Below are 14,123 nucleotides of genomic sequence, written 5' to 3' on the forward strand. Positions count from 1 at the left end.
GTTTTTGATTAATGTTGATTGCGTTCCCACAAATCAGCATATTTCACAAAGGTGGAGTGGGCAGAAAGTACTGCAAGCAGAAAACCTTGTTTCCCATCTAAGAAACCAGCTTTTAAAATGTACATTTTCACAAAGCAGCCAATCGCATGACTAATACCTTGCCATAACGTTGCTTTTTTCCCCTTGGCTTGGCGTTGATCTGCCCAAGCTTTGGCGTAGCCCGCGGATTTCACCAAATAGTGATGAATACTTTTGTAGGTGAAATGCTCCAGATCGCCAGTTAATTTCTGTACTTTCGTGTTTTCAGGATAAACCACTTTTTCATGTACCAGAGAATCATTATATCCTGCATAATTTGTGCGATATAAACGCACCACACAATCCGGATACCAACCTGAATGACGAATCTCACGCCCAAACACTTCACTCACACGAGGAATATCATAAACCGTATTTGGCGTATCTTGTTGAACCGCTTGTTGAATGGATTCACGAAGTTTCGGAGTGACGCGTTCATCGGCATCTAACCACAAAACATAATCACTGGTGACATATTGTTGTGCACGTTGGCGTTGTTTGCCAAAGCCTGGCCAATCAGGATGCGAATAAAATTTTGCACCATATTGCTCAGCGATTTCTTGGGTATTATCAGTACTGCCTGAATCGACAATAATGATTTCATCTACCCAATCTTTTACCGTATCGAGGCATTGAGCGAGATCTGCCGCTTCATTTTTGACAATCATGGCAACGCTAATTGTTGGCATATTTTGATCCTTTTTTTGCTATACTAGCCGAAATTTTTGTAAGTATAACCGAATTTATTTTATGTGGCGTTTTTTTTATACCTGCTTGATGTATCTGATTCAGCCTTTTGTCCTGTTCTTCATGTTGCTACGAAGTCTCAAGGCGCCGAATTATCGTAAGCGTTTAGGCGAACGATATGGTATTTATGCGAATCTTGTTAAGCCTACAGAAGATGGGGTCGTCATTCATGCTGCATCGGTAGGTGAAGTGATTGCCGCTACACCGCTAGTAAAACGTATTCAGAAGGAATATCCACATTTACCAATCACGTTTACAACGGTTACACCAACAGGCTCTGAACGCGTAAAAGCCGCATTCGGGGAAAGTGTGACGCATTGTTATTTGCCTTACGATTTACCTTGTGTCATCAATCGTTTTATTGATTTTATTCAACCTAAAGTATTCATCGTGATTGAAACGGAGCTTTGGCCAAATTTGATTGATTGTTTGGCTCATCGAAATATTCCTTTCATTGTGGCGAATGCTCGTCTTTCTGCGCGTTCAGCGAGACGTTATGGCAAAGTTAAACAACATCTACAACGAATGTTTTCTCAAATCAGCTTGATTGCACCGCAAGATAGTATTAGCGGAAAGCGTTATTTAGAGTTAGGTTATGAGAAAGCTCGTCTGCAATTAACTGGTAATATTAAATATGATCTTGTAGTCAGTGACGAGTTACTCAAAGACATTGCGACACTTCATGAGAGCTGGGCGAAAGACCGTCAGATTTGGATTGCGGCAAGCACCCATGAAGGGGAAGAAGATCTTATTTTACAAGCGCATCATTTGTTACTAAAAAAACATCCAAACTTATTGTTATTGCTGGTGCCTCGTCATCCTGAACGTTTTAATCCGGTGGCAGATTTAATTGAAAAAGCCAACTTTAACTTTATTCGTCGTTCAACAGGTGAGATTCCTTCAGAGAGTACCCAAGTGATTCTAGGGGATACTATGGGTGAGTTGATGTTGATGTATGGTATTTCAGATATTGCCTTTGTCGGCGGAAGTTTGGTTAAACATGGTGGACATAATCCGCTTGAACCTTTAGCGTTTAAATTACCCGTTGTGAGTGGAAAGTATACCTTCAATTTCCCTGAAGTTTTTACCTCGTTGTTAGAGGTGCAAGGTGTATTGCAAATCAACTCAACAGAAAAAGCGTTGGCAGAGATTATTGATAAGTTATTGAATTCAAAAGAGGCTCGTCAGCGTTTAGGCAATGCAGGCTATGAGGTGTTAATTGAAAATCGTGGCGCATTACAGCGACTTTTAGATTTGCTTCATCCTTATTTAACCAATATTTCGGAGAACCATAAATGACAAGCGTAATTTACCCTGGCACGTTTGACCCGATTACCAATGGGCATTTGGATATTATTGCGCGAAGTGCGGTCATTTTCCCGAAAGTTTTTGTCGCGGTGGCGAATAGTCCAAGCAAAAAGCCATTGTTCTCATTGGAAGAACGCGTTGAGCTCGTGCGTCAATCGGTCGCTCATTTGTCTAATGTGGAAGTATTTGGATTCTCTGATTTACTGGCGAATGAAATTAAAGCGAAAAAAATTACTGCCATTATTCGTGGTGTGCGTACAACAACAGATTTCGAATATGAATTACAACTGGCTGCATTAAACCGTTTATTAACCGATGGTGTGGATAGTTTATTTTTTCCTCCAACAGAAAAATGGGCGTTTGTGTCTTCCACGATTGTTCGAGAAATTTATTTGCATCATGGCGATGTAAAAGAACTGGTGCCAGAAGCCGTTTATTTAGCCTTAAAAGCACGTCGTGAATGAAAAAAACACTTCTAATTTTAACCGCTCTTTCAGCGTTAACAGGTTGTGGTACAGTGGTGAAATTAATCGATCCATCGGAAAAATACACACCTTATGCTGGTGCGGCTTATGATTTAGAGATGGCACAAAAATGGGGCTTACCTATTTTAGATTTGCCACTGTCATTTTTATTAGATACCGCATTATTGCCTTATGCCTGGTCAAATTAATTTGCATTAAGATATGAAACTCAATCCTCAACAACAACAGGCTGTCGAATATGTCAGCGGGCCTTGCTTGGTGCTGGCTGGCGCAGGCTCTGGCAAAACTCGCGTGATCATCAATAAGATTGCTCATTTGATTGAACATTGTGGTTATTTGCCTAAACAGATCGCCGCAGTAACCTTTACCAACAAAGCCGCTCGTGAAATGAAAGAGCGTGTCGCCCATTCCATTGGTAAAGAAAAATCCAAAGGATTGATTGTTTCCACCTTCCATACCTTAGGTTTCGACATTATCAAACGGGAATATAAAGCTTTAGGCTTTAAATCAAATATGACCTTGTTTGATGAGCACGATCAACTTGCCTTACTAAAAGAACTGACGGCAGATGTGCTGCAGGAAGATAAAGACTTACTGCGTGAATTAATCTCGGTTATTTCCAACTGGAAGAATGATTTGGTTTCGCCAAAACAGGCTTATGCCCTAGCGAAAGATGCCAAATATCAAACCTTTGCAAAATGTTATGAGCGTTATGCGGCGCAAATCCGTGCTTATAATGCGTTGGATTTTGATGATTTGATTATGTTGCCAACTTTACTTTTCAAGCAGAACGAAGAAGTGCGGTCAAAATGGCAGGAGAAAATTCGCTATCTGTTGGTGGATGAATATCAAGATACCAACACCAGTCAATATGAACTCATCAAATTACTCGTCGGTGAGAGAGCTTGCTTTACGGTGGTAGGAGATGACGACCAATCCATTTATTCTTGGCGCGGTGCTCGACCGCAAAATATGGTGCGCTTGCGTGATGATTTTCCGCGTTTGCAAGTCATCAAATTGGAACAAAATTATCGTTCCACTCATCGTATTTTGCATTGTGCCAACATTTTAATTGATAACAACGAGCACGTATTCGACAAAAAGCTTTTTTCCAACTTGGGTGAAGGTGAAAAACTGCAAGTCATTGAAGCAAAAAATGAAGAGCATGAAGCTGAACGAATTGTCGCAGAATTGATCGCCCATCGCTTTAGCCGTAAAACTAAATTTAAGGATTATGCGATTTTGTATCGCGGTAACCATCAATCCCGCTTATTGGAAAAAGTGCTGATGCAAAACCGTATTCCATACAAAATTTCTGGCGGGACGTCTTTTTTCTCCCGCGCTGAAATTAAGGATATGATGGCCTACTTGCGTTTAGTGGTAAATCAAGACGATGATGCGGCCTTTTTGCGTATTGTGAATACACCGAAACGGGAAATTGGTACCGCAACATTGCAAAAACTAGGCGAGTTGGCGCAGGAAAAACATATCAGTTTATTTGAGGCGATTTTTGAGTTTGAACTGATGCAACGTGTTATACCGAAAGCCTATGATGCCTTGCAAAAATTTGGTCGTTGGATTGTGGAGTTAAACGATCAAAGTTTACGTTCCGATCCTGAAACCGCTGTGCGTTCTTTGCTCTCTTCATTGCATTACGAAGAATATTTGTATGAGTATGCCACCAGCCCGAAAGCCGCCGAAATGCAAAGTAAAAACGTGGCAACCTTATTTAGCTGGGTAGAGGAGATGCTCAAAGGCGATGAGGTGAATGAGCCGATGACTTTAAATCAAGTAGTTACCCGTTTAACCTTGCGCGATATGATGGAGCGAGGCGAAGACGATGATGAGAGTGATCAAGTGCAATTGATGACGCTGCATGCCTCTAAAGGTTTAGAGTTTCCTCATGTGTATTTAATCGGTATGGAAGAGGGGATTTTGCCGCATCAAACCAGTATTGATGAAGACAATGTGGAAGAAGAACGCCGTCTAGCTTATGTGGGCATCACGAGGGCACAACAAACGCTGACTTTTTCTCTTTGTCGTGAACGGCGTCAGTTTGGTGAGTTAATTCGTCCAGAGCCGAGTCGTTTCTTGGCAGAGTTGCCACAAGATGATGTGCAATGGGAAAAAGATAAGCCAAAATTAACGGCAGAGCAGAAGCAACAACAAACTTCTAGTCAGCTTGATCGTCTGCGGGCAATTTTAAAAGGCTAGAGATGATAAAAATTAAAGTGCGGTGAGAAATATATTTGTTTTTTCAACCGCACTTTATTTATGCAAAATGTAGATAAATCAAGCAACCAACATCGCTTTTTCAAAAAATGATTTGACATATTTTCAAAAAAACGTATTATACCGCCCACACACCGAATGTGGTGAGATGGCCGAGTAGGCTGAAGGCGCTCCCCTGCTAAGGGAGTATGGGGTCAAAAACTCCATCGAGGGTTCGAATCCCTCTCTCACCGCCATTTGTTGTTAGTTTTATTTATTCTGCACCCGTAGCTCAGCTGGATAGAGTACTCGGCTACGAACCGAGCGGTCAGAGGTTCGAATCCTCTCGGGTGCGCCATTTTAAATCGACTCTATCAGTTAGAATGGTCAGGAATAATAAAACATCACTACGCACCCGTAGCTCAGCTGGATAGAGTACTCGGCTACGAACCGAGCGGTCAAAGGTTCGAATCCTTTCGGGTGCGCCATCTTCTCTCTTCAAGCTTTTCTTTTTATCAAAAACAATTAATTACTAATTCAGTTATTTTTCTCGATCATCAATCGTTTTTAATAAATAATTTCCTTGTGCATCAGTAACACTTCTAAAACCGACATTCGTGATTTTATAAGGGTAATTTGTCTTGTACTCGACATTATCATGATGATGGCCATGGAACACGTGTCTTACCCCTAATTTTTCTGCGAGTTGATTAATTACGCGAAATCCCATTGGATGGGGCTTTGGTGCTTCGTGGCAAATCAGAATATCGGCTTGTTCGTTTTCAATGGCTTCGATATCGGAAGGGAAAATAGACGTTCGATGGCGCAATGGCACACCGCCACGCCAAATTTTTTCTTGAGAGCTATATTGGCAATAGTGGATGGGATCAAAATACATTGGCTTGTTTGGTGGCATCCAGATTTGTCCACGGAATACCCCTCCTAAGCCGGCAATGCGCTGCCCTTGAATTTCAACAACACGATTATGCAAATTACGCGATTTCCAATGTGAACCCCAAATCGCCTCAAATGCGGCGATGGTTTTACTGTCATGATTGCCGTGAATAAACCAAATATCACAATATTTTGCGAGTTTATCTAATTCATCAGGTGAAGAAAGTTGCAAGTCACCCAAAATAATGAGGGCAACATTGTTATTTTCTTGCACGAAAGGATAAAGATGTTCATAACTTCCGTGTGGATCGCCTGCGAATAAAAGCATTTTATTTCTCGGTAGTTAATGTGCGTTTAGTATGTGGTAAACCTTCAAGTTCTTCATCATTTAACACTTTTTCTACAACAGATTTTACTTGGTTATAACGGTCCAAATAACTTGGTGATTCAATTTCAATGTAAGGTACTTTGTATTTATCTAACAATTTCTTCAGTAATTGTTGGAATTGTTGACGTTGTTTTTGGTTACCTAAACTACGTAAGCCATCATCCACCCACTTTGTGTTGTTTTTCAATAAAATGGTGACATCAAATGGGTATTCTTTGATCATAGAATCCAAGAATGGATGGGCTTTGCCTTCGTATTGAATACAAAAAGCCTGCGTGGTAATGAAATCAGTATCAATAATCGCCACTTTATGAGCATGACGCACGGCATAATCAATATAGCGTTGGTGGCCTAGCGCCATTTGTGGATAGTCAGAATATTGCATGGCCTGCTCATCGCCACCTAATTTTTCAAAGACATATTCACGACCATATTCCCAGGCAGAGGTGGTATTAAATACGGCAGCCAGTTTGCTGACTAACACGCTTTTACCGCTGCTTTCACCACCTAAAATGGCAATGGTTTTCGCAAAGAACGGACGAACTTCTTTCGGAATGAACTTCCAATATTGGAAAGGTGTAGTACGAATTTTCGTTGCAGATACGTTAAAGAAAGAGCGGTCAGGATCCACTAAAGAAACCTCGAGACCCAAGTATTTTTCATATGGCGCTTTATCTTGTGGCTCACTACTAAATACCATCGTCGGGGTAAATTGTTTTTCTTCAAATAGATTTTTTACCGCTTCACTCCAAGCTTGCCAACCATTCGGATAACTTGGAATGCCATCCTCAACTAAATGATGAATAAAAATGTGATCGTTTTGATATTTAAAGATTTGTTGCATCCAACGAAGGCGATCTTGTACCGTCGGCATACGCTTCATTTTACTATCATAAAACAGCTTTAAATCACGTTCGGTATCGCTACAGACAATCACGTGAAGTTCATCCACTTTACTGAATGCTTCATAAATCATATTAATATGGCCGGTATGAACTGGGTAGAATTTCCCAAAAATCACACCCACTTTTTTATCGTGTTTGTTCGACATAATGTATCCTTCGCTAAATCGCCATTGCATAGTGGCAGTATAGCCCTATTTTATGCAATCTTTGTGCAAATAAAAACATTTTTCATTGAATGATTTTTTACCGTGACATTTTGCGTTATACTACGACCTGCATTCTCAGGGCAGGGTGAAATTCCCTACCGGTGGTAACAGCCCACGAGCACTTAAAAGTGCGGTCAATTTTGATTAAGTTTTTACAAAATTGTTTCGCTTTGTCCTTTTAAGGTTAGCAGATTTGGTGAAATTCCAAAGCCGACAGTATAGTCTGGATGAAAGAGAATAAAACGGATTGGGTTCCCAATTCCGTCCTATTTATTTGCATTTCTCAGCCCTGATTCTGGTTAATTTTAACGTAACAACAAAGGAAATTACGATGAATCAGTCAATTTTATCTGCATTTGGTGCGACCGGAGAAGAACGGGTGATTAACGCATTGAATGCATTCAAACAAGGCAATGGCGTATTGGTATTGGATGATGAAGATCGCGAAAATGAAGGCGATTTAATTTTCCCTGCAGAAACCATTACCCCAGAACAAATGGCAAAACTTATTCGTTATGGTAGCGGTATCGTGTGTTTATGTATCACCGATGAACAATGTAAACAGCTTGATTTGCCACCTATGGTTGAGCATAACAATAGCGTGAATAAAACCGCGTTTACCGTGACGATTGAAGCGGCAGAAGGTGTGTCAACAGGTGTATCGGCACAAGATCGTGTCACCACAATCAAAGCGGCAATTGCAGATCAGGCGAAACCCACAGATCTTCACCGTCCAGGACATGTTTTCCCATTACGTGCGGCAGAAGGTGGTGTTTTAACGCGTCGCGGTCATACTGAAGCGTCCGTTGATTTAGCGCGTTTAAGTGGTTTTAAACCAGCGGGTGTGATTTGTGAAATCACAAATGATGATGGCACTATGGCTCGCGCACCAGAAATTATCGAATTTGCGAAAAAATTTGGTTATGTAGTATTAACAATTGAAGATTTAGTAGCGTATCGCCAAAAACATCATTGCTAATTAAATACTCAGAAAACAAAAGTGCGGTTAGAAAATCTCTTAAATTCTGACCGCACTTTGTATTTTAGGCTTAATTGGTTTCCACAAAGCTTAATGCTGTTTCGACCACTTTGATTCCCGCGCCTTGCTTAAAGGCATTTTCACTTAAATAGCGTCGCCATTGTCTTGCCCCTTTGCAGTTTTGGAATGCGCCGAGCATATGTCGAACGATATGATTTAAATAAACACCTTGGCTCAGTTGTTTTTCAATATAAGGGAACATGGCTTCCACCGCTTGTCTTGGTGTGACGATATCCGCATTTGCATCAAAAAGCATTTGATCAATATAGCCCAACAATGATGGATTTTGATAAGCCTCACGCCCAACCATCACGCCATCCACAAATTGTAAATGATATTTCATTTCTTCGATGGTTTTAATGCCGCCATTAATAGCAATGGTTAACTGTGGAAAATCTTTCTTTAATTGATAAACACGATCATAATCCAAAGGGGGAATCTCGCGATTCTCTTTTGGACTTAATCCTGAAAGCCAGGCTTTTCGTGCATGAACAATAAATTCTTGGCAGCCTGCATGATGGACTTTTTCGATAAAGTCGCAGAGAAATTTATAGCTATCTAAGTCATCAATGCCAATACGCGTTTTCACGGTGACAGGAATATTCACAACATTTTGCATTTCAGCAATACATTCAGCTACTAAATCTGCTTTTGCCATCAAACACGCACCAAACATGCCATTTTGCACGCGATCGGAAGGGCAGCCCACATTCATATTAATTTCATGATAGCCTCTTTCTTCGGCTAATTTGGCACAATGCCTAAGTTGTGCGGGATCACTTCCGCCAAGTTGTAGGGCAACCGGGTTTTCTTGCAAATCAAAATCTAAATGATCGTATTTCGCATGAATAATGGCGGGAGCCGTGACCATTTCGGTATAAAGCAACGCATGTTTACTAAATTGGCGATGAAAATAGCGACAATGGCGTGTCGTCCAATCTAACATTGGCGCAACGGAAAAGCGTCCACGATAAAAGTGCGGTTGGTTTTCTGACATATTTTATTTCTCTTGAATCTCGTTACGGCGAAGATCTTCTGCTTGTTGTTCCTGCATTCGTTGACGGAAACGTCCAGCCGCAAAGTGGTAAAAAGGTTTCGGACTAAATTGGCGCGAAATTATGGAGGCAATGATACTGGAAATCAAGAGCCAAATCAGCACAGGTTGAGCCCCTGTCATTTCCATCACCACTACGCTGGCTGTCACAGGGGATTGTGTGCCGCCGGCTAAAAAGGCGGCCATACATAAAATGACGAGGAACCGTTGATCAACCATGCCATTGCTGATTTCCCATAACATGGTGCCAATGCCTGCACCGGTAGTGAGAGATGGCGTAAAAATTCCGCCCGCGATGCCATTCCAATAAGTCGTAACCGTTGCGAAGAGTTTTAGGATCCCTACTTCAGGTGAAACGAGTTGCCCTTCTAATGCTCTGGCGACCACATCATAACCTGTTCCATAGGTTTGCCCTTCGCTGTAAGTACCCATCGCGGCAAGTACTAAACCGAGTAATAAGGCAATGTAAATGGGGTGTTTGCGGATCCAATCACGCCATTTGAGTGGAGAGAGTCCCGCTAATCCTTTTGCAAGGAGTCGCCCAAATATACCACCCAGTACGCCACAAACTACGCCACAAACGGCAAGCCAAAGATATAAATAAGGAATAGTGGTCGCGCCTTTATAGGCTGGAAAGTAAGGGCTATTGCCTTGAATCGCTACCAAAATAAAACCCGCTGCTAATACCCCAAGTAATACGCGGCGTTCCCAGCGTAACATCACGCCTCGACCCAATTCTTCAATGGCAAAAATCACCCCAGCCAAAGGGGCATTAAATGCGGCAGCAAGACCACCTGCCGCACCGGTTGCGACGAGTTCATTCGTACTTAATCCACGGAAAGCAAAGTTATATTTACGACAGAAATTTCCCCAACTCAGCATAACAGCAGCACCGACTTGAACAGAAGGACCTTCACGCCCAACAGACGCACCGATAACCATTGCAAAAAAAGTAAGCGGAATTTTCCAAATGGTTTGGCGAAATTTAACCAGTTTCGTTTTATAGCCATTGTAAGGAAGATTAATGGAGGCAATCACTTGTGGAATACCGCTACCACCAACATAAGGCGTGTATTTAGCGGTAAACCAGGTGAGAAAAGCAAGACCAAGCGGTAAAATAATCCAAACGGCGAGAGGGTATTTGGCAGACCAATAGGCATTAAATTCAAGTCCGATATCGGCTAGCTTGGCAAATCCAAAGGAAAAGAGGGCAACAAACGTCGCACCAATCAGTAAACATACAAACTCGAGTGTTTTATGAGAGATACGATGCGTTTGTCGAAGCTTTTTGTGATAGAAATAACGTAAATGAAAAATAAATGAACGTAACATAATGATTGCCAACAAAATAATTCTGTTTGAAATTATAAAACCCTCATCATAGACAGGCAATTGATTTGGCAAAGTGTGGTCTGTTTTATCTGAATTTTTTGCTAAGCGATCCTTTGCGATCCTATTTCTGTTTAAATATTGACAATGCGAGGTGAAACCATTAAAATTCAGCGTCTATTTCTTCTGTCTATTGGATGGAGAGATAGATTTTGTAACAAACATTCTATTATGAATAACATTTAAACTGGAGCTTTTTTAATGGCAACTATCAACCAGCTAGTACGCAAACCGCGTGTGAAAAAGGTTGTAAAAAGTAACGTTCCTGCATTAGAGGCTTGCCCGCAGAAACGTGGTGTGTGCACTCGTGTATACACAACTACACCTAAAAAACCGAACTCAGCATTACGTAAAGTATGTCGTATTCGTTTAACTAATGGCTTTGAAGTAACTTCTTACATCGGCGGCGAAGGTCACAACCTTCAAGAGCACAGTGTTGTGCTTATCCGTGGTGGTCGTGTTAAAGACTTACCAGGTGTTCGTTACCACACTGTACGCGGCGCATTAGACTGTGCAGGCGTTAAAGATCGTAAACAAGGTCGTTCTAAATACGGCGTTAAACGTCCTAAAGCTTAATGGAACTCCGTTAAGTAAGGCCAAACGTCTAAATTAGTAAAAATTTAAATCAGAAACTCCAGTATCACATTAGCTCACTTTAAAGTGCGGTTAATTTTTATAGAGTTTTGGATATCCTGAAGATTAAATATACGGAGAAATTCGCAATGCCACGTCGTCGTAGTGTTGAACCACGCAAGATTCTTCCAGATCCGAAGTTCGGTTCAGAGTTACTTGCAAAATTTATTAATGTATTAATGGTAGACGGTAAAAAATCCGTTGCTGAAACCATCGTTTACGGTGCGTTAGACAAACTTGCAGAACGCACAGGTAAAGAACCTTTAGAAGCATTTGAAATTGCACTTGAAAACGTTCGCCCAACCGTTGAGGTTAAATCTCGTCGTGTTGGTGGTTCTACTTACCAAGTGCCAGTTGAAGTACGTCCAGTTCGTCGTAACGCATTAGGTATGCGTTGGATCGTTGAAGCTGCACGTAAACGCGGTGATAAATCAATGGCTTTACGTCTTGCAAATGAATTATCTGATGCATCAGATAACAAAGGCGCAGCAGTGAAAAAACGTGAAGACGTTCACCGTATGGCTGAAGCTAACAAAGCATTTGCTCACTTCCGTTGGTAATACGCTTTTAAAATTTAAGGGCTTCATCCTCGATGAAGCCTTACCCTTATATAAACAGATATTAAACTTAACAAGGTTATAATAATGGCTCGTACAACCCCTATTGAAAGATATCGTAATATCGGTATTAGTGCGCACATTGATGCTGGTAAAACTACTACCACTGAACGTATCTTATTCTACACTGGTGTAAGTCACAAAATTGGTGAAGTACACGATGGTGCAGCAACAATGGACTGGATGGAACAGGAACAAGAGCGTGGTATTACCATTACCTCTGCGGCAACTACCGCATTCTGGTCTGGTATGTCACAACAGTTCCCACAGCACCGTATTAACGTTATCGATACCCCGGGACACGTAGACTTTACTGTTGAAGTAGAACGTTCTATGCGTGTTCTTGATGGTGCGGTAATGGTTTACTGTGCAGTTGGTGGTGTTCAACCTCAGTCTGAAACTGTATGGCGTCAAGCTAACAAATATCAAGTTCCACGTATCGCGTTCGTAAACAAAATGGACCGTACTGGTGCTAACTTCTTACGTGTTGTTGAACAACTTAAAACTCGTTTAGGTGCGAATGCTGTTCCTCTTCAACTTCCAATCGGTGCAGAAGAAAGTTTCACTGGTGTTGTTGATTTGATCAAAATGAAAGCGATCAACTGGAACGAAGCTGACCAAGGTATGACCTTCACTTATGAAGATATTCCTGCAGATATGCAAGCAGCGTGTGAAGAATGGCGTCAAAACCTTGTTGATGCAGCAGCTGAAGCAACTGAAGAATTAATGGAAAAATATCTTGGTGGTGAAGACTTAAGCGAAGAAGAAATTAAAGCAGGTCTTCGTCAACGCTCATTAGCAAACGAAATCATCTTGGTAACTTGTGGTTCTGCATTCAAAAACAAAGGTGTTCAAGCAATGCTTGATGCAGTTGTTGAATACTTACCAGCACCAACTGATATTCCAGCAATCAAAGGTATCAACCCAGATGAAACTGAAGGTGAACGTCACGCAAGCGATGATGAGCCGTTCTCTTCATTAGCATTCAAAATTGCAACTGACCCATTCGTAGGTAACTTAACCTTCTTCCGTGTGTACTCAGGTGTAATTAACTCTGGTGATACAGTATTAAACTCTGTACGTCAAAAACGTGAACGTTTTGGTCGTATCGTACAGATGCACGCTAACAAACGTGAAGAAATCAAAGAAGTTCGTGCGGGCGATATCGCTGCAGCAATCGGCTTAAAAGATGTCACTACGGGTGATACATTATGTGCAATCGAAGCACCAATCATCCTTGAGCGTATGGAATTCCCAGAGCCAGTAATCTCTGTAGCAGTAGAACCTAAAACTAAAGCTGACCAAGAAAAAATGGGTCTTGCATTAGGTCGTCTTGCTCAAGAAGACCCTTCATTCCGTGTACACACTGATGAAGAATCTGGCGAAACCATTATTTCTGGTATGGGTGAGTTACACTTAGACATCATCGTTGACCGTATGAAACGTGAGTTTAAAGTGGAAGCTAACATCGGTAAACCACAAGTATCTTACCGTGAAACTATCCGCACTCGTGTTAACGATGTGGAAGGTAAACACGCAAAACAATCTGGTGGTCGCGGTCAATATGGTCACGTTGTTATTGACTTATACCCATTAGATCCAGAAGGTCCTGGTTACGAATTTGTAAACGAAATCAAAGGTGGTGTAATCCCTGGTGAATACATTCCTGCAGTTGATAAAGGTATCCAAGAACAGCTTAAATCTGGTCCATTAGCGGGTTATCCGGTAGTAGATATTGGTGTACGTTTACACTTCGGTTCATACCATGATGTTGACTCATCAGAATTAGCGTTTAAATTAGCGGCTTCTTTAGCATTTAAAGCAGCGTTCGCTAAAGCAAACCCAGTTCTACTTGAGCCAATCATGAAAGTTGAAGTAGAAACTCCACCTGAGTATGTGGGTGATGTAATCGGTGACTTAAGCCGTCGTCGTGCTATGGTTAACGGTCAAGAAGCGAATGAATTCGTTGTTAAAATCGATGCAGAAGTTCCACTTTCTGAAATGTTCGGTTATGCAACAGACTTACGTTCACAAACTCAAGGTCGTGCATCATACTCAATGGAACCGTTAAAATATGCTGAAGCGCCAACAAGTGTTGCTGCTGCAGTAATTGAAGCGCGTAAAAAATAATTTTTTGTAACAATCCGCTCTATAAGTCGAATGGCTTAT

Annotated in this window: 13 protein-coding genes, 3 tRNA genes and 1 riboswitch; of the genes, 11 read left to right on the forward strand and 5 right to left on the reverse strand. The window is 41.4% G+C overall.

Annotated features, from left to right (window positions below):
- Positions 1-8: 8 nt before the first annotated feature.
- A complete protein-coding gene (locus INP93_RS03160; RefSeq protein ID WP_197545118.1) occupies positions 9-767 on the reverse strand; it encodes a glycosyltransferase family 2 protein in 759 nt (252 codons plus the stop codon).
- A 61-nt stretch (positions 768-828) separates the two neighbouring features.
- Here INP93_RS03160 and waaA point away from each other — a divergent pair, with 61 nt between their 5' ends.
- The 7 genes from waaA (at position 829) to INP93_RS03195 (ending at position 5,317) form a co-directional block, all read left to right on the forward strand.
- The gene (gene waaA, locus INP93_RS03165) at positions 829-2,124 is read left to right on the forward strand and encodes a lipid IV(A) 3-deoxy-D-manno-octulosonic acid transferase (protein ID WP_197545119.1); all 1,296 of its coding nucleotides are present in this window, start codon (positions 829-831) and stop codon (positions 2,122-2,124) included.
- The gene (coaD, locus tag INP93_RS03170) at positions 2,121-2,597 is read left to right on the forward strand and encodes a pantetheine-phosphate adenylyltransferase (protein ID WP_197545120.1); all 477 of its coding nucleotides are present in this window, start codon (positions 2,121-2,123) and stop codon (positions 2,595-2,597) included. The genes waaA and coaD overlap by 4 nt, the downstream gene beginning before the upstream one ends.
- The gene (locus INP93_RS03175) at positions 2,594-2,806 is read left to right on the forward strand and encodes a YceK/YidQ family lipoprotein (protein WP_049374416.1); all 213 of its coding nucleotides are present in this window, start codon (positions 2,594-2,596) and stop codon (positions 2,804-2,806) included. Before coaD ends, INP93_RS03175 begins: the two co-directional genes overlap by 4 nt.
- Positions 2,807-2,819: 13 nt before the next feature.
- Positions 2,820-4,832: a DNA helicase Rep gene (gene rep, locus INP93_RS03180; RefSeq protein ID WP_197545121.1), complete on the forward strand. Its 2,013-nt coding sequence runs from the start codon at positions 2,820-2,822 to the stop codon at positions 4,830-4,832.
- Positions 4,833-4,992: 160 nt separating this feature from the next.
- A tRNA-Ser gene (locus INP93_RS03185) sits at positions 4,993-5,086 on the forward strand.
- Between the two features lie 24 nt (positions 5,087-5,110).
- Positions 5,111-5,187: transfer RNA gene (locus INP93_RS03190), tRNA-Arg, on the forward strand.
- A gap of 53 nt (positions 5,188-5,240) precedes the next feature.
- A tRNA-Arg gene (locus tag INP93_RS03195) sits at positions 5,241-5,317 on the forward strand.
- Positions 5,318-5,370: 53 nt separating this feature from the next.
- Here INP93_RS03195 and INP93_RS03200 read toward each other — a convergent pair.
- Both INP93_RS03200 and nadR read right to left on the reverse strand, forming a co-directional pair.
- Positions 5,371-6,051 (reverse strand): metallophosphoesterase family protein, encoded by a 681-nt coding sequence (locus INP93_RS03200; RefSeq protein ID WP_197545122.1) that lies wholly within the window; start codon positions 6,049-6,051, stop codon positions 5,371-5,373.
- 1 nt (position 6,052) lies between these two features.
- Entirely contained in the window at positions 6,053-7,162 is a 1,110-nt protein-coding gene (gene nadR / locus INP93_RS03205) for a multifunctional transcriptional regulator/nicotinamide-nucleotide adenylyltransferase/ribosylnicotinamide kinase NadR (protein WP_197545123.1), read from the reverse strand.
- Between the two features lie 127 nt (positions 7,163-7,289).
- Positions 7,290-7,465, forward strand: a riboswitch (FMN riboswitch).
- A gap of 88 nt (positions 7,466-7,553) precedes the next feature.
- On the opposite strand from nadR, the gene ribB reads away from it, so the two are divergent.
- Positions 7,554-8,201: a 3,4-dihydroxy-2-butanone-4-phosphate synthase gene (ribB, locus tag INP93_RS03210; protein ID WP_014064365.1), complete on the forward strand. Its 648-nt coding sequence runs from the start codon at positions 7,554-7,556 to the stop codon at positions 8,199-8,201.
- A gap of 70 nt (positions 8,202-8,271) precedes the next feature.
- Here the strand turns inward: ribB and dusA are convergent, their stop codons facing one another.
- Together dusA and INP93_RS03220 are read right to left on the reverse strand one after the other, a co-directional pair.
- A complete protein-coding gene (gene dusA / locus INP93_RS03215; RefSeq protein ID WP_197545124.1) occupies positions 8,272-9,258 on the reverse strand; it encodes a tRNA dihydrouridine(20/20a) synthase DusA in 987 nt (328 codons plus the stop codon).
- A 3-nt stretch (positions 9,259-9,261) separates the two neighbouring features.
- Positions 9,262-10,647 (reverse strand): chloride channel protein, encoded by a 1,386-nt coding sequence (locus INP93_RS03220; RefSeq protein WP_197545125.1) that lies wholly within the window; start codon positions 10,645-10,647, stop codon positions 9,262-9,264.
- Positions 10,648-10,905: 258 nt separating this feature from the next.
- Here INP93_RS03220 and rpsL point away from each other — a divergent pair, with 258 nt between their 5' ends.
- From rpsL to fusA, 3 genes are all read left to right on the forward strand, one after another.
- Complete coding sequence (gene rpsL, locus INP93_RS03225; protein WP_005543325.1) at positions 10,906-11,280, forward strand: 30S ribosomal protein S12; 375 nt, start codon at positions 10,906-10,908, stop codon at positions 11,278-11,280.
- A gap of 146 nt (positions 11,281-11,426) precedes the next feature.
- Positions 11,427-11,897 (forward strand): 30S ribosomal protein S7, encoded by a 471-nt coding sequence (rpsG, locus tag INP93_RS03230; protein ID WP_005699184.1) that lies wholly within the window; start codon positions 11,427-11,429, stop codon positions 11,895-11,897.
- 84 nt (positions 11,898-11,981) lie between these two features.
- On the forward strand, positions 11,982-14,084 hold the full coding sequence (gene fusA, locus INP93_RS03235; protein WP_197545126.1) for an elongation factor G: 2,103 nt from the start codon (positions 11,982-11,984) through the stop codon (positions 14,082-14,084).
- Positions 14,085-14,123: the final 39 nt, after the last annotated feature.

Source organism: Haemophilus parainfluenzae (assembly GCF_014931415.1).
Taxonomy (GTDB): domain Bacteria; phylum Pseudomonadota; class Gammaproteobacteria; order Enterobacterales; family Pasteurellaceae; genus Haemophilus_D; species Haemophilus_D parainfluenzae_AF.